The 15,825-nt window shown below is 73.1% G+C and carries 15 protein-coding genes; 10 read left to right on the top strand and 5 right to left on the bottom strand.

Features of this window, described 5'->3' with window-relative positions; translation table 11 throughout:
- Positions 1 to 60 precede the first annotated feature (60 nt).
- From ACFWZH_RS08530 to ACFWZH_RS08545, 4 genes are all read right to left on the bottom strand, one after another.
- A complete protein-coding gene (locus tag ACFWZH_RS08530) occupies positions 61 to 1,191 on the bottom strand; it encodes a hypothetical protein (RefSeq protein WP_384427069.1) in 1,131 nt (376 codons plus the stop codon).
- Between the two features lie 48 nt (positions 1,192 to 1,239).
- Complete coding sequence (locus tag ACFWZH_RS08535) at positions 1,240 to 1,707, bottom strand: MarR family transcriptional regulator (RefSeq protein ID WP_384427071.1); 468 nt, start codon at positions 1,705 to 1,707, stop codon at positions 1,240 to 1,242.
- 135 nt (positions 1,708 to 1,842) lie between these two features.
- Entirely contained in the window at positions 1,843 to 2,685 is an 843-nt protein-coding gene (locus ACFWZH_RS08540; protein WP_384427073.1) for a class I SAM-dependent methyltransferase, read from the bottom strand.
- Between the two features lie 115 nt (positions 2,686 to 2,800).
- Positions 2,801 to 3,190, bottom strand: a complete 390-nt coding sequence (locus ACFWZH_RS08545) for a cupin (protein ID WP_384427075.1) — start codon at positions 3,188 to 3,190, stop codon at positions 2,801 to 2,803.
- A 247-nt stretch (positions 3,191 to 3,437) separates the two neighbouring features.
- Between ACFWZH_RS08545 and cutA the strand changes: the two genes are divergently transcribed.
- The 3 genes from cutA to cpt are packed head-to-tail and all read left to right on the top strand — an operon-like array spanning position 3,438 to position 5,857.
- Positions 3,438 to 3,812, top strand: coding sequence for a divalent-cation tolerance protein CutA (gene cutA / locus ACFWZH_RS08550; RefSeq protein ID WP_384427077.1), 375 nt, complete (start codon positions 3,438 to 3,440; stop codon positions 3,810 to 3,812).
- A gap of 1 nt (position 3,813) precedes the next feature.
- On the top strand, positions 3,814 to 5,274 hold the full coding sequence (locus tag ACFWZH_RS08555; RefSeq protein WP_384427079.1) for a trypsin-like serine peptidase: 1,461 nt from the start codon (positions 3,814 to 3,816) through the stop codon (positions 5,272 to 5,274).
- A 49-nt stretch (positions 5,275 to 5,323) separates the two neighbouring features.
- Positions 5,324 to 5,857 carry a chloramphenicol phosphotransferase CPT gene (gene cpt, locus ACFWZH_RS08560; RefSeq protein WP_384427081.1) on the top strand — a complete coding sequence of 178 codons (534 nt, stop codon included), beginning with the start codon at positions 5,324 to 5,326 and terminating at the stop codon, positions 5,855 to 5,857.
- Positions 5,858 to 6,034: 177 nt separating this feature from the next.
- Here cpt and ACFWZH_RS08565 read toward each other — a convergent pair whose 3' ends face one another.
- Entirely contained in the window at positions 6,035 to 6,778 is a 744-nt protein-coding gene (locus ACFWZH_RS08565; protein WP_384427083.1) for a vancomycin high temperature exclusion protein, read from the bottom strand.
- A gap of 221 nt (positions 6,779 to 6,999) precedes the next feature.
- On the opposite strand from ACFWZH_RS08565, the gene ACFWZH_RS08570 reads away from it, so the two are divergent.
- The 7 genes from ACFWZH_RS08570 to dnaG all read left to right on the top strand — a co-directional run bounded on the left by ACFWZH_RS08570 (position 7,000) and on the right by dnaG (position 15,694).
- On the top strand, positions 7,000 to 7,443 hold the full coding sequence (locus ACFWZH_RS08570) for a gamma-glutamylcyclotransferase family protein (RefSeq protein WP_384427085.1): 444 nt from the start codon (positions 7,000 to 7,002) through the stop codon (positions 7,441 to 7,443).
- A gap of 226 nt (positions 7,444 to 7,669) precedes the next feature.
- The gene (locus ACFWZH_RS08575; protein ID WP_384427087.1) at positions 7,670 to 8,713 is read left to right on the top strand and encodes an adenosine deaminase; all 1,044 of its coding nucleotides are present in this window, start codon (positions 7,670 to 7,672) and stop codon (positions 8,711 to 8,713) included.
- A gap of 148 nt (positions 8,714 to 8,861) precedes the next feature.
- A complete protein-coding gene (locus ACFWZH_RS08580; protein ID WP_384427089.1) occupies positions 8,862 to 9,752 on the top strand; it encodes a sirohydrochlorin chelatase in 891 nt (296 codons plus the stop codon).
- Complete coding sequence (locus tag ACFWZH_RS08585) at positions 9,749 to 11,086, top strand: deoxyguanosinetriphosphate triphosphohydrolase (RefSeq protein ID WP_384427091.1); 1,338 nt, start codon at positions 9,749 to 9,751, stop codon at positions 11,084 to 11,086. The genes ACFWZH_RS08580 and ACFWZH_RS08585 overlap by 4 nt, the downstream gene beginning before the upstream one ends.
- Before the next feature lie 242 nt (positions 11,087 to 11,328).
- Positions 11,329 to 12,594: an NAD(P)/FAD-dependent oxidoreductase gene (locus tag ACFWZH_RS08590; protein WP_384427093.1), complete on the top strand. Its 1,266-nt coding sequence runs from the start codon at positions 11,329 to 11,331 to the stop codon at positions 12,592 to 12,594.
- Positions 12,595 to 12,603: 9 nt separating this feature from the next.
- On the top strand, positions 12,604 to 13,662 hold the full coding sequence (locus ACFWZH_RS08595; protein ID WP_384427096.1) for a threo-3-hydroxy-L-aspartate ammonia-lyase: 1,059 nt from the start codon (positions 12,604 to 12,606) through the stop codon (positions 13,660 to 13,662).
- A gap of 112 nt (positions 13,663 to 13,774) precedes the next feature.
- Positions 13,775 to 15,694 (top strand): DNA primase, encoded by a 1,920-nt coding sequence (gene dnaG / locus ACFWZH_RS08600; RefSeq protein WP_384427098.1) that lies wholly within the window; start codon positions 13,775 to 13,777, stop codon positions 15,692 to 15,694.
- The last annotated feature ends 131 nt before the right edge of the window (positions 15,695 to 15,825 follow it).

The following is a 15,825-nucleotide window of genomic DNA, read 5'->3' on the forward strand; positions in this document are numbered from 1 at the left end:
CGCGGCCCGCGGGGGTTCCGGCCGCCCCGGCGCGCCGCGCACCGCCCTCGCGGACACGGCCTACCGGCCGCGCGTGCGGGCCCGCAGCGCCTTGCGGTAGTCCTCGACCCCTTCCCCGACCGTTTCCATGCGCTCTCGCATGCCCCTGTTCGTGCGGCGTTTCACGAGGGTCCGCAAGACGAAGTCGGGGGAGAACCCGCCGCCGAAGCCGCCCGGGGTGTTGGAGCGGATCAGCGGCTCGTTGGTGAAGGGCGAGGAGTCGTCGTCGGAGTGCCGGTACGTCCAGCGGCACGGCCAGAGCCGCAGTGCGGTCTGACCGACGTACCTGACCGCGCCCTCGAAGAACTCGTCCTGGCCCGCCGCCTCAAGCGCGGCGAGGCCGTCGAAGCGGTCCAGCACGAGCCGTTCCAGCGCCGTGAGCGAGTCCAGCGAGTAATCGAAGGGGAAGTCGTCGGGCAGATGGGCGCTCCGCCACCGGTCCAGCGCGGCGTCCATGGGGGCCAGCCACGCGTCGAGACCCCGGCGGGACTCCTCGCTCGCATGCAGACGGTCGTCCTCCATGTACCACTCCGGCGTCTCGGGCTCCGCCGAGGGCATCCCGTCACGGACCTGGTTCCCCAGATCCACCGCCATCGGCAGACCGAACTCCTCCAGGCCCTGGGCCTGTTCGGGTGTCAGCAGCAGCCACCAGGCGTCATAGGAATCCTCGTCCAGCTGCCAGAAGGCCCGTGGATCGTCGTTTCCGGGCACGACGTCGCCGAGGGCCTCCATGGCGGTGTTCCAGTCCATGTAGCGGGTGCTGTCGGAGAGGTGCTCCGTCCTGTGCCAGATCGACCGGCCGTTGCGCCGGAAGTGCAGGTACTCGTCCGCCTCCCCGTCCTCGTGCTCGACCCTCACCAGCGCGACGTCATCGACCACCACCGAACCGCCCGAGCACGCCGCCGCCTCCGTCAGCAGCTCCGCATATCCCTCCTCCAGGTCGCCATCCACCTTTTCGGGCGTCTGGAAGCCGAGGCCGCATTCGCCGACGAGGAAGGTCAGCTCTTCGGTGTCCTCGAATTCCTCGTCGAGGTCCATGCCGATCTCGGCTGCCTCCGCCAGGCCGGCCGTTGCCTGCTCCTCGGTCGCGATGCCCAGCCGGACCAAGGTCTGCGCAAATCCGTTGAGTGTGAGTGGTGTTGAGTCGCTCATGACAGCACCCTCACACATTCCGGTCGCCGCCAAGTGGGGATCGGCTCGTCAGACCAGGGAGTTCCCGGTGTTTTGGATCATCTGCCGGAGCACCTTCAGGGCGGTGACGTAGTCGGTGTCGCTGATGCCCTGGTGGATGCGGTCGCGGATGGCCGGCGTCTGCCGCTTGAGGTCCGCTCGGGCCTGGTCTCCCACCTCGGTGATCCACAGCCGCTCCTCGGCGTCGCGGGTGAGCCAGCCGCGCTCCAGCAGGAGCTCCGACTCGACGGCCAGATCGTCCTCGGGCCGAAGGTAGGAACTCATGGCCTGCCGGAGTTCGGCGAGGGTCATGCCCTGGCCGTCGGGCGAGATGTCGTTCTTCGACAGGTTGCGCAGCAGCCAGTACTGGGGCTGGGTGAAGCCGAGTTCGACCTGCCGGGCCCGGGTGAAGGCGATGAGGGCCTCGTAGGCCACCCCGGTCCAGTACGCGGCGGGCTGCGCGGCGAGCTCGGCGTCGGAGAGGTGATGGGTCGTCATGTCGGGTGCCCCCTTGAACGGTCACTGGTATGAGCGGCACCGTAGAACCTGAAGTTGACTTGAGGTCAAGGGGGTCGGTACGGGTCAAGGGGGTCGGTACGGGTCAAGGGGGTCGGTACGGGTCGGGCCCCGACCTCAGAACCTGCAGTGGTACATCCGCGCCATGTCCCGCACCTTGGGCAGCTTCGCCCAGGCCCGGACGCCGAACCGGTAGGCCGCCGGCAGCTTCTCGATGCCCGGGACCTCCAGGGCGCTGACGTTCTCGACGATCTCCAGCCGCGGGCTCAGCGCGGCGATCCCCGCGGCGTCGGTGCCCCAGTGCAGGCGGGCGCCGGCCTTCACGACGGTCCTGTTGATCCACTGCGCGCGGATGGCGAACGGGCTGAAGGCGTCGAAGGCCAGCTCACCGCTCGGCGCGTGGGCCATCAGCCGCCGCAGCAGCGCCGTGCCGTCCTCCTCGGTCAGATACATCAGCAGCCCCTCGGCCACGATCATCGTCGGCCGGTCCGCCGGAATACGTGCCATCCAGGCCGGGTCGGTCACCGACGACGGGATCATGGTGTATCCGGGGCGCTCGGGATAGAGCTGCTTGCGCAGCTCTATGACCTGGGGGAAGTCGATGTCGAACCAGCGCACCCCCGGGCCGGGGTTCATGCGGTGCACGCGGGTGTCGAGGCCGCAGCCCAGATGCACCACCGTCGCCTCGTCGTGGCGTGCGAGGAAGTCGGACGTCCAGACGTCCAACTGCCGGGCGCGCAGCGCGACCGCGGCCGCGTCGCCGGAGTTCAGCCGCATCTTGCGGAAGTCGTAGTCGAGCCGCCGGACGGTGTCGAGGGCCATGGTGTCGCCGAGGATCGGCCGCTTCGAGCGGCTGTCCGCGGCGCGGCCGTAGAGCGTGGCGAGGAGGGTCTCCGGTGCCCCGGTCAGCTGGACCTTGGGGCGCGGGCTGGGGCTCTGACTGGTACTCGGACTGGTCATGCGACAGAGACTACATAACATTCAGAAAAATGTGAATACTCGAAAGTCGGCTCGCTGTGCCTGGACGAGGTGGGTGACGGAGCGACGGCGGAAGTGCTGGAGCGTGATCAGGCGGCTACCCCCGCGCCGCCCCCGTCCGGGACCCCGCTCCGGCCCCCGCCGGGACCGCCCGGTGGGCTCGTGCCGGCACCTCCGTCACGGCCGTGAGCAGTACCGCCGAGTCCTCGATGGCCTGCAGGCCGTGCCGCTCGTGCGGGATCGCGGCGACTTGACCCGCCTTCAGCACCTGGCCGCCGCCGGGCCCGGTCAGCCGGACGCGCCCGTGCAGCACCTGCAGGCTCGCTGCCGGCGGTGCGTTGTGCTCGTCCAGCGCGACGCCCGCGATCAGAGCGATCACGGTCTGCCGCAAGGGCCCGTCGTGCAGGAACAGGTGGGCGCTGCGCCCGTGGGCGGAGGCGCGGGCGTCGTCGAGTTGGTAACGGGTGAGTGTGGCGAGGTCGTCCATGATGCTGCCCTTTCGCATCCGTGGCGGCGGGCTCGGCGGGCTCCCTCTCCATCGTTGCCGTTGCGCGGGTGGACGCAACCGGGGAATCGGCCCCGGGCGTCCGGGTGCATACCGGTGCAGGGCGGCCCGTCACTTACGCGATGATCATCGTGGTCCGTACGATGCGGCCCGGGACGGTCCTCGTGGCACGTCCCGGCGTCCCCCGCCCCCACCGCGAATGTCCCCCCACTGCGAAGGATGCGCCACCGTGGCCGACCCCACAGCCCTGAGCGAACCGTCCGGACCGCCCGGACCGGCCGGGCAGGGCACAGGATTCCTGACCGTCATGACGACCACCGACAGCGAGGAGAAGGCCGAGCGGCTGGCGCGCGGGGCGATCGCGGCCAGGCTCGCCGCCTGTGCGCAGATCAGTGCGCCGGTGACCTCGGTGTTCCGCTGGGACGGCGCGGTCGAGACCAGCCGGGAGTGGCAGGTCCTCTTCAAGACGGCGCAAGCGCGCTACGCGGAACTGGAGCGCTATCTCCTCCAGGCGCACGACTACGACACCCCCGAGATCATCGCCACCCCGATCACCCGCGGCGGCGCCGACTACCTGTCGTGGGTCGCGAAGGAGACGAGCTGACGTGGCACGGGAGAACGGTATGACTCCGGGCAACAACTACAGGGCGGCAGGTAACGGCGACGTGGCTCCGGATCACCACCAAATGGCGCCGGGGCACGGCGAGATGGCGGCGGGTGACGACGGTATGGCGCCGCGCGACCTCGGCATGGCGCCGGGTGGCGGCCGGGTGGCCCCGGGCGGCAACGAGGGGGCGCCGGCCGACACGGAACGAGGGGGGTCCGCGCGGCGCACCCGGCGGCGCTGGACCAGGGCGGCGACCGCCGCGCTCGGCATGGCCATGTGTCTGGTCACCGCCCCGGTCGGCCACGCCTCCGACGGAGTCCCGGGGGCCTCGGACAGCAGCCGGCCGCACCCCGGTCCCGTCTTGGGCAGCCGGGACGCCGCCGCCTACTGGACGCCCGAGCGGATGGCCGCCGCGGCCCCGGCCGACGACGCGGCCCCCGCCGACGAGGCGCCCCCGGCCGACGGCGACACCCCGGACCAGTCGTCGCCCGCCGCCCCGCCGGAAGAGGGCACGCCGAGTCAGCCGCCGACGACTCCGGACGGCGGGGACGCGCCGAGCCAGCCGCCCGCCGCCCCGCCCGGAGCGGAGACGCCGGGCCAGTCGCCCACCACCCCGGCCGGAGGGGACACACCGAGCCAGCCGCCCGCCGCCCCGCCCGGCAAGGACACGCCGGACCAGTCACCCACCGAGCCGTCGCCCACCACCCCGTCGCCCACCACCCCGCCCGCGTCCGGCAGCCCGGACCGGCCCAGCGACGCCGCGGCGGCCCAATCCCCGGCCACCGCCCGGCACTTCGACGGCATCCCGTCCGTGGGCGTGCTGTTCTCCGTCGACAAGGACGCCCGCGCACACCACTGCACCGCCAGCGTGGTGCACAGCCGGCACCGCAACCTGATCCTCACCGCCGGGCACTGCAACCCGGGCGCCCGCGCCGCCTTCGTCCCGCAGTACCGTTCGGGCGCGCAGACCCAGCCGTACGGCGTCTGGGCGATCAACAAGTCCTTCGCCTACCCCGAACGCGGCACCACCGGCGACAAGGCCGACCTCGACTTCGCCTTCGCCACCGTCGCCCCGGCCGAGGACGGCCGCTCCCTGGAGGAGGTCACCGGCGGCAACATCCTGACGGCGACGCCCGGTTACACCAACGACGTCACCGTCATCGGCTACCCCAAGGTCCGCAACGACCCGGAGGACCGCGCCGTACGCTGCGACACCCGCAGCGCCCGGCTCGCCGGCACCCGTCAACTCCGCGTGGAGTGCGGCGGCTTCGCCGCGGGAACCTCGGGCGGCCCCTGGCTCACCGACCTCGACGAGGAGACCGGGACCGGCCGGATCATCGGCCTGATCGGCGGCCTCAACGGCGGCGGCCCCAAGGGCCCCGACCACGACCGGATCTCCTACAGCCCGTACTTCGGCGGCAAGATCCTGGCCCTCTACACCCGCGCGTCACAGGCGTGATCGACGGCTCCTCGTAGTCCACGGGCCCCGAAGCCTCTACCGTGGCACGGTGACGACTCAGGTGATCGTGCTCAACGGTGGTTCCAGCTCGGGGAAGTCCGGGATCGTCCGGTGTCTGCAGGCGGTCCTGCCGGATCCGTGGCTGGCCCTCGGGACGGACACGCTGGTCGAGGCGATGCCGGCGTCCATGCAGGCCTCGGACGCCGGCATCGAGTTCGCTCCGGACGGCGAGGTGGTCGTCGGGCCGGAGTTCCGGACGCTGGAAGCGGCGTGGATCGAGGGGGTCGCCGCGATGGCCCGTGCGGGAGCCCGGGTCATCGTCGACGAGGTCTTCCTCGGCGGGGCGGGCTCACAGCAGCGGTGGCAGAAGGCCCTGGGCGGACTGCGGGTGCTCTGGGTCGGCGTGCGGTGCGACGGTGCGGTCGCCGCAGGGCGTGAGGTCGCACGAGGCGATCGGACCATCGGGATGGCCGCGTCCCAGGCGGATGTGGTCCACCAGGGCGTGGTCTACGACCTGGAGGTGGACACCGCGCAGGCCGAGTCAATGGCGTGCGCACGGACCATCGCCGTACATGTCGAGTGATCTAGCTGATCCACCTGATCCACCTGATCCACGTGGCCCACGTGATCCAAGTGATCCACGTGGCCCACGTGATCCAAGTGATCCACGTGGCCCACGTGATCCGCCGACCTGATCCGGGCGACGCACCTGTTCGGGCGACGCGTCTGTACGGACACCCCGCCTGCCCGGACGACGCTGCTATCCCCGTTGCCCGGCGGTGCCGGGCCCGTCCTTCGGATCGGCCCCGGCCCGCAGCGCCTCCGCCACCCCCGTCTCGCGCGGCCCGAGGAAGTGCGGATCGGGTCGCAGCAGCGCGTCCGCCGCGGCCTTCCCGGCCGCGAAGATCTCCCGGACACCGCCGTACGCCCAGGTCACATCGCGCTTGGCGGCCACCCCGACCCCGTACGAGTCGATACCGGCCGCCTCGCACAGCGACAGCGCACGTCGGATGTGGAAGCCCTGGCTGACCAGTACCGCCCGGTCGACACCGAAGATCCGGTGGGCGCGGCTGCAGGAGTCCCAGGTGTCGAAGCCCGCGTAGTCGCTGACGATCTTCCGGGCCGGGACGCCGTGGCGCAGCAGGTAGGCGCGCATCGCGTCCGGCTCGTCGTAGTCGTGCCGGCTGTTGTCGCCGGTGACCAGGACCGCGCGGACCGTGCCACGGTCGTAGAGCTCGGCCGCCGCGTCCAGCCGGTGGGCGAGGTACGGGGACGGCTCGCCGTTCCACAGGCCCGCGCCGAAGACGATGGCGACCGGCGCGGCGGGCGTGTCGGCGACGGTGCGCACCCGGGGACCTCCGGTGGCGTTCATCCACGTCGCGGGCGCCAGGGCGAGCACCGTCGCGGCCACCGACACCTGGTACGCGCGGCGCCATCCGCGCCGGGTCCGCGGCAGCCGCACACGGCACACCCCGCCCCGTATCCGCCGCATCAGCGCGCGCATCCGCCGCCCCCGTCCCCGATCGCATCCGATCACGTCCGGTCGTGATCGATCCTGCAGGCTGCGACGCCCACCGGCCGATGATGGTTGCACCGGGGGCCCGACCGGTGAGGGACGCCACGGGTCCGGCCGGTGAGGGTCGCCACGGGTCCGGCCGGTGAGGGTCGCCAGGGGCCTGGCATCGTGGCACGAGAAGCACCGAGCCCGGAGAGGAACGCGCCACCATGACCACCGAGCCCGAGCGGCTGCCGTTCTTCGTCTACGGAACGCTGCGTCCCGGCCAGGCCAATCACGCCCGCACCCTGCGCGGCCGCACCGCGCGCGAGGAGCCGGCCCGGATCGGTGGCGCGCTGCTCTACGACGGCCCCGGATACCCCTACGCCGTCACCGGGCCCCCGGACGCGGTGGTGTACGGCGCTCTCGTACTGCCCCGCGACGCCGACTACGACGAGGTGTGCGCGACGCTGGACCGGCTGGAGGACTACGCCCCCGGTGACCCGCACAACCTCTACGAGCGGGTGGTCACCGAAGCCGAGTGCCCGGACGGCAGGACCGTACGGGCCTGGGTCTACCTGGCCGCCGAGCCGCTCGCCGCCCGGCTGCGCGCCACCGGCACCCCCATCGACGGCGGTGACTGGCTGCGCGGCACGGCGGCGCACTCCCGGTAGCCGCGCGCATTCCCCGTAGCCGCGGCGCAATCCCCGTGGCCGGGGGACGGTGCCGCCCCGACGCCACCGGGGGTGGGTGCCGCCCCGACGCCCCCGGCCGCACCGCGGATAGCCTGGACGAACAACTCCTCCCGGACCGGCAGTCGCTCCGGGCCGACGGTTCCTCCGGGGCCGACGGCCCGCGCGTACCGGGCCGCTTTCCGTACCGCAGAACAGGTGTGACCGCGTGGCTTCCTCCCCGTCCCTCCCCCCGTCCGCTCCCGCCGCCGCGACCGCTCCCGGTCCGTGGCCCAAGGCGGAGCTGCATCTGCACATCGAGGGCACGCTGGAACCCGAGCTGGCCTTCGCGCTCGCCGAGCGCAACGGCGTCACCCTGCCGTACGCCACCGAGGACGAGCTGCGCCGCGCCTACTCCTTCGCCGACCTGCAGTCCTTCCTGAACCTCTACTACGCGCTGATGGCCGTACTGCGCACCGAGGACGACTTCGCCGACCTCGCGGACGCCTACCTCGCCCGCGCCAAGGAACAGGGCGTACGCCACGCCGAGATCTTCTTCGACCCGCAGGCGCACACCTCCCGCGGCGTCCCGGTCGGCACGGTGATCGACGGGCTGGCCCGCGCGCTGGACCGCGCCCAGGAGACCTACGGCATCAGCACCCGCCTGATCATGTGCTTCCTGCGCGACGAGAGCGCCGAATCGGCCCTGGCCACCTTCGAGGCGGCCCGCCCGTACCTGCACCGGATCACCGCCGTCGGCCTGGACTCGGCCGAGGTCGGGCACCCGCCGGCCAAGTTCAAGGAGGTCTTCGCGCTGGCCCGCGAGGCCGGGCTCCGGTGTGTGGCGCACGCGGGGGAGGAGGGGCCCGCCGCGTATGTGTGGGAGGCCCTGGACGTCCTCGGGGTGGACCGGATCGACCACGGCGTGCGCTGCATGGAGGACGAGCGGCTGGTGGCCCGTCTGGCGGCGGAGCAGGTGCCGCTGACGGTCTGCCCGCTGTCGAACGTGCGGCTGCGGGTCATCGACGACCTCGCCGACCACCCGCTGCCTGCGATGCTGGACGCCGGGCTGCTGGTGACCGTCAACTCCGATGACCCGGCCTACTTCGGCGGCTACGCGGACGACAACTTCACCGCCGTACGCGACGCCCTCGGCTTCGACGCGGAGACCCTGCGCACCCTCGCCCGCAACTCCTTCCGGGCGTCCTTCCTCGACGAGGCGACGCGCGAGCGGTATCTGGCGGAGGTCGACGCGCACGCGACGGGCGCGTAACGGGCCGGCGCACACCGAAACGGCGCAGGTCACAGGTGGCACACAGCCGCCGCACGCACACTCGGGGCGGCCCCGGCGGCAGCCCTACGGAACACGGAGTTACCCGCGGGGAAACGGCACCGCAACGACCGGGTGCCACGCTCGGGCCATGACGGCGCCGATACCGCATTCGTCCTCCCACCGGTCTCCCACTGCCGCCGGGCCGCTCGGCGCGGGCGATCTCGCCGCCGAGATCACCGCCCAGCTCAGCACCCGGCTGTGCCGCGTCCGGCTGCGCGGCCGCCGCCACCCGGGGGCGGCCGCGCCGACCCTCGTCGCCGTGGCCCACGGCAGCCGCGACCCCCGTGCGCTGCCCGCCGTCCACGCCCTGCTCGACCGGGTCCGCGCGCTCCGCCCCGGCCTGCCCGTGCGGCTCGGCAACATCGAGCTCGACCGGCCGCTGCTCGCCGACACGCTCGCGGAGCTGCACGGCGAGGCCGTCCTCGTACCGCTGCTTTTCGGCCATGGCTACCACGTCACCCACGATCTGCCCGCCGCGCTGGCGGCCGCCCCTCATCTGACGGGCCGGATCGCCGAGCCCCTGGGCCCGCACCCGCTGCTCGCCGAGGCGCTGCACGGACGCCTGCTGGAGGCCGGATTCGCCGCCGGCCGGGGGAGCACGGCCGTGGTCCTGGCCGCCGCCGGCTCCCGGGCGGCGCGTTCCACCCAGGACACCGAGCACATCGCGCGGCTGCTCTCCGAGCGGCTCGGCGGCCTCCCCGTCCTGCCCGCCTACGCGTCCGCCGCCGCCCCCACCGTTGCCGAGGCCGTCCGGGAGCTGACCGCCCGCGGCCACGACCGGATCGCCGTCGCCGGCTGCTTCACCGCGCCCGGCCGCTTCGCCACCCAGTGCGCGGCGGCCGCCCCGGGCGTCGCCGCCGAGCCCCTGGCCGACCACCCCGCATTGGCCCGTCTGGTGCTGCACCGCTACGACCAGGCGCTCCTCGCGCGTACCGGATCCGGCTCCGAGAGCCCCAGGGCGGCTACCGTCGCTGTATGACGGGCACACCACCCGGGACACCACCGGGCGCACGACCGACCATCCCCGGCTACACCGCGGCCGACACCGAGCGCTGGGTCCCCGAACCCGACAAACGGCCGGGCCGCACCGCCTTCCAGCGCGACCGCGCCCGGGTTCTCCACTCCGCCGCGCTGCGCAGGCTCGCCGGCAAGACCCAGGTCGTCACCCCGGGCGCGCACACCCACGCCTGGGACGCCACTCCGCGCACCCGGCTGACCCACTCCCTGGAGTGCGCCCAGGTCGGCCGGGAACTCGGCGCCGCCCTGGGCTGCGATGCGGATCTGGTCGAGACCGCCTGTCTGGCGCACGATCTCGGCCACCCGCCCTTCGGGCACAACGGTGAGCAGATCCTCAACGAAGTCGCCGCGCCCTGCGGCGGCTTCGAGGGCAACGCCCAGTCGCTGCGGCTGCTGGCCCGTTTGGAGCCCAAGCGGTTCGTGCCCGCCCCGGGCGGCGGGGCGCTCAGCGTCGGACTGAACCTCTCCCGCGCCGCCCTCGACGCCGCCACCAAGTACCCCTGGCCGCGCGGCGGGCACCCCACCGACCCCGCCTCGGTGAAGTTCGGGGTCTACGCGGACGACCTGCCGGTGTTCGAGTGGCTCCGGCAGGGCGCGCCCGACGGGGCGCAGAGCTTCGAGGCGCAGGTCATGGACTGGTCCGACGATGTGGCGTACTCGGTGCACGACGTGGAGGACGGGCTGCACGCCGGGCACCTCGACCCCAACGTCCTGCTCGCCGACGCCGAGCGCGCCGAGATCTTCGCGGTCGCCGGTGAGCGCTATGCGCCCGGCGCCGGACCCGAGGAGCTGGCCGCGGCACTGGACCGCCTCCTGGAGCAGGAGTGGTGGCCGCACGGCTACGACGGCTCGGCGCTCGCCCAGGCCCGCCTCAAGGACGCCACCAGTCAGCTGATCGGCCGCTTCTGCCTGGCGGCCGAGGGCGCGACCCGGGCGCAGTGGGGGAGCGGGCGGCTGACCAGGTACGGGGCCGAGCTGGTGGTTCCGGCCGAAACGCGGCTGGAATGCGCCGTTTTGAAAGCGGTCGCCGACCGGTACGTCATGCAGCGCCCCGACCAGGAGGCGCTCCGGGCCGACCAGCGCGTCGTGATCGCCGAACTCGCCGAGGCGTTGCTCGCCCGCGCCCCGGACGGCCTTGATCCGCAGTTCCGTTCGCTCTTCGACGCGGCCCCCGACGACACCGCCCGTATGCGCGCCGTCGTCGACCAGATCGCGTCCCTGACGGACACCTCGGCCCGCTCGCTGCACGCCCGTCTCACCCGACGCCCTGGTTACGTAGGGGACAACCGGGGGTGACCCTAGGGGGGAAGCCCCTCTTCCCCCCTCACGCTCCGTGCGGGACGCTCGAAGCCGACCGTTCTCGAAGTCGATCGTTTTCGAACGGGGAACCCCGACAGGACCGAACGGGAACCCCGACCACACCACACACATCTACGGGGGAAGCAACCGGCAACTACGGGGGAAGCAGACCGGGGGTACATCGGGGGCGTTTACGGACGCGGACGCGGACGTACGGCACCGCAACGAGGAGGAAGCAAGTGGTCGACGCACACCAGACGTTCGTCATCGTCGGGGGTGGCCTGGCCGGAGCGAAGGCCGCGGAGACGCTCCGCTCGGAAGGCTTCACCGGCCGGGTGATCCTCATCTGCGACGAGCGCGACCACCCCTACGAGCGGCCTCCGCTGTCCAAGGGGTACCTGCTCGGCAAGGACGAGCGCGACAGCGTCTTCGTCCATGAGCCCGCCTGGTACGCCAAGGCGCACATCGAGCTCCACCTTGGCCAGCCCGCCGTCCACCTGGACCCCGCGGCCAAGACCGTACGCCTCGGGGACGGCACCCTGATCGCCTACGACAAGCTGCTGCTGGCCACCGGCGCCGAGCCGCGCCGCCTGGACATCCCCGGCACCGGCCTGGCCGGCGTGCACCATCTGCGCCGCCTCGCGCACGCCGAACGGCTGCGCGGCGTCCTGGCCTCCCTCGGCCGGGAGAACGGACACCTCGTCATCGCCGGCGCCGGCTGGATCGGCCTGGAGGTCGCCGCCGCCGCGCGCACCTACGGCGCCGAGGTCACCGTCATCGAGACCGCCCCGACCCCGCTGCACGGCGTCCTCGGCCCCGAACTCGGCGGCATGTTCACCGAACTGCACCGCGAACACGGCGTCCGCTTCCACTTCGGCGCCCGCCTCACCGAGATCGTCGGCCAGGACGGCATGGTGCTCGCGGTGCGCACCGACGACGGCGAGGAGCACCCCGCCCACGACGTGCTCGCCGCGATCGGCGCCGCCCCGCGCACCGCCCTCGCCGAACAGGCCGGTCTGGACCTGGTCGACCGCGGCGCCGGCGGCGGCATCGCGGTGGACTCCGCGCTGCGCACCTCCGACCCGTACATCTACGCCGCCGGCGACGTGGCCGCCGCCGACCACCCCCTGCTGGACACCCGCCTGCGCGTCGAGCACTGGGCCAACGCCCTCAACGGCGGCCCGGCCGCCGCCCGCGCCATGCTCGGCCAGGACACCAGCTTCGACCGCATCCCGTACTTCTTCTCCGACCAGTACGACCTCGGCATGGAGTACTCCGGCTACGCCCCGCCCGGCTCGTACACCCAGGTGGTCTGCCGCGGCGACGTCGCCAAACGGGAGTTCATCGCCTTCTGGCTCGGCGCGGACGGCCGGCTGCTCGCCGGGATGAACGTCAACGTCTGGGACGTCGCCGAGACCGTCCAGCAACTGATCCGCTCCGGCGCCCCGTTGGAGGCCGGCGCGCTGGCCGATCCGGAGGTTCCGCTGGAGTCGCTGCTCCCGTAGCGTGCGGCCATGACGCAGAGCCCCACTGGTCCCGCCGGTCACACGGATCCCGCCGACCACGCCGACCACGCCGACCACGCCGACCACGCCGGCCGCGCTGGAAGCGCCGCCTCGGACCTCGTCACCTTCGACGACGTCCGAGACGCCGCCCGGCGGCTGGCGGGCGTGGCACACCGCACACCGGTGCTGCGCTCGCGCACCCTCGACGCCCTGGTCGGCGCCGAGGTCCACCTCAAGTGCGAGAACTTCCAGCGCGTCGGCGCCTTCAAGTTCCGCGGCGCCTACAACGCCGTCTCCCGGCTGGCACCCGAGCAGCTGGCCCGCGGCGTCGTCGCCTACTCCTCCGGCAACCACGCCCAGGCCGTCGCGCTCGCCGCCCGGGAACTCGGCAGCCACGCCGTCATCGTGATGCCCGAGGACGCCCCGCGGTCCAAGGCCGAGGCCACCGCCGGATACGGCGCCGAGATCGTCCGCTACGACCGCTACACGGGTGACCGCGCCGCCCTCGGCCGCCGGCTCGCCGAGGAGCGCGGTCTGGCCCTCATCCCGCCGTACGACCATCCGCACGTCATCGCCGGCCAGGGCACCGCGGCGCTGGAGCTGATCGAGGAGACCGGCCCGCTCGACGCGCTGCTGGTCCCGGTCGGCGGCGGCGGGCTGATGGCCGGCTCGGCCCTCGCCGCCACGGCTCTGGCGCCCGGCATCCGCATGATCGGCGTCGAGCCGGAGGCCGGCGACGACACCCGCCGCTCCCTGGCCGCCGGCCACCCCGTCACCATCCCCGTCCCGCGCACCATCGCCGACGGCCAGGCCGTCGAGAGCCCCGGCGCCCTGACCTTCGCCGTCAACCTCCGGCTCGTGGACTCGGTCGTGCTGGTCGGCGACGACGAGATCCGCGGTGCCATGAAGTTCGCCTTCGAACGCCTCAAGATCGTCACCGAGCCCAGCGGCGCCAGCGGCCTGGCCGCCCTGCTGGCCGGCCGCGTCGCCCCCCTTCCCCCACGCATCGGCGTGATCGTCTCTGGCGGCAACATCGGCCTGGAACGCTTCGTGGAGCTGTTGGGGTGAGCGGGGCCGAGGACGCGCCGCCGCCGGGCCGCCGCCGCGCCGCCGCGCCGCCGGGGTCGCCCGGCGGCGGCCTGCGGCCGGGACTGTCCGACCCCGGCCGTAGAATTCACGCGTGGCAGGCAGGATCAACGATGACGATGTGAAGGCGGTACGGGACGCGGTCCCGATCGACGCCGTCGTGTCCGAGTACCTCCAGCTCCGCAACGCCGGCGGCGGCAACCTCAAGGGGCTGTGCCCCTTCCACGACGAGAAGTCCCCGTCCTTCCACGTCAGCCCCGCCAAGGGCCTCTACCACTGCTTCGGCTGCCAGGAGGGCGGCGACACCGTCGACTTCATCATGAAGATCGACCACCTCTCCTTCGCCGAGACCATCGAGCGCCTCGCCTCCCAGGCCGGCATCACCCTGCGCTACGAGGAGGGCGGCTACACCCCCGGCCGCCAGCAGGGAGAGCGCACCCGCCTGGTGGAGGCCCACAAGGCCGCCGCGCAGTTCTACGTCGAGCAGCTGGACGGCCCCGAGGCCGAGATCGCCCGGAAGTTCCTCGCCGAGCGCGGCTTCGACCAGGCCGCCGCCCAGCACTTCGGCGTCGGCTACAGCCCGGCCGGCTGGGACCACCTCACCCGCTTCCTGCGCGGCCGCCGCTTCAGCGACCAGGAACTCGTCCTCTCCGGCCTCTCCCAGGAGGGCCGCCGCGGCCCCATCGACCGCTTCCGCGGCCGCCTGATGTGGCCGATCCGCGACATCGCCGGCGAGGTCGTCGGGTTCGGCGCCCGCAAGCTCCGCGACGACGACAACGGCCCCAAGTACCTCAACACCCCCGAGACCCCCCTCTACCGCAAGTCCCAGGTCCTCTACGGCATCGACCTCGCCAAGAAGGAGATCGCCAGGACCAACCGCGCGGTGGTCGTCGAGGGCTACACCGACGTCATGGCCTGCCATCTGGCCGGCGTCACCACCGCCATCGCCACCTGCGGCACGTCCTTCGGCGAGGGCCACATCAAGATCCTCCGCCGGCTGCTCATGGACAACTCCGGCTCCGAGGTCGTCTTCACCTTCGACGGCGACGCCGCAGGTCAGAAGGCCGCCCTGCGCGCCTTCGAAGACGACCAGAAGTTCGCCGCGGAGACCTCCATCGCCATCACCCCCGGCGGTATGGACCCCTGCGACCTGCGGCTCGCCAAGGGCGACCAGGCCGTCGCCGACCTCGTCGAGTCCCGCACCCCGCTCTTCGAGTTCGCCCTGCGCCATGTCGTCTCGCGCCACAACCTCGACACCACGGTCGGCCGCGCCGCCGCCCTCGACGAGGCCGCGCCGATCGTCGCCCACATCAAGAACAGCTCCATCCAGCACGAATCCGCCGTCCAGCTCGCCGGCATGCTCGGCATCCTCGACACCCAGTTCGTCGTCCGCCGGGTCGGCCAGCTCGCCCGCTGGGCCCGCGAGCGCGGTCGCGACGGCGCCGGCCCCGACCAGGGCCGCCAGCAGCGCCGCGGCCCGGCCCCCGGGCCCGAGCAGCCCGGCCCCGCACCCGGCCCGCGCGGCCCGGCGCTCAACCTCCGCAGCCCCGCCCACCGCGTCGAGCGGGAGCTGCTCAAGCTCGCCCTGCAGCGCCCCGACCTGGTCTCCCCGGCCTTCGACGCCTACGGGGCCGACGAGTTCACCGCGCCGCCGTACGCCGTGGTCCGCCAGTGCATCGAGGACGCCGGCGGGGCGACCGCCGGCGCCGCCGACAGCGGGTACGTCCCCCGGGTGCGCGAGGTCGCCCCCGACGACACCGTCCGCGCCATGATCACCGAGCTCGCCGTCGAACCGCTGCACACCCGCCGCGAGCCCGACGAGGCCTACGCCGGCGTCCAGTTGGTCGCCGTCCGCCTGGCCGCCGTCAACCAGCGCGTCACGGAGATCCGCGGCACCCTCCAGCGCCTCGGCCCCCGCGCCGACCCCGAGCACCTGGCCGCCGTACAGAACGAACTGTGGGTCCTCCAGCAGTACGGCCAGTCCCTCCGCGAACGCGGCTACGCGGCGCTGTAGGTCTCCGCACGCGGCGCCGCCGTACGCTTTCCGGCCCGACCCGACCCGCTCCCGACCCCTGCGGCAACACCCCGCAGTAGCCGTCCGGTCACGGATCGGACTCAAAAAGTGGTCGCACGCCCCTCGTGGCG

Source organism: Streptomyces sp. NPDC059008 (assembly GCF_042749045.1).
Lineage (GTDB): Bacteria > Actinomycetota > Actinomycetes > Streptomycetales > Streptomycetaceae > Streptomyces.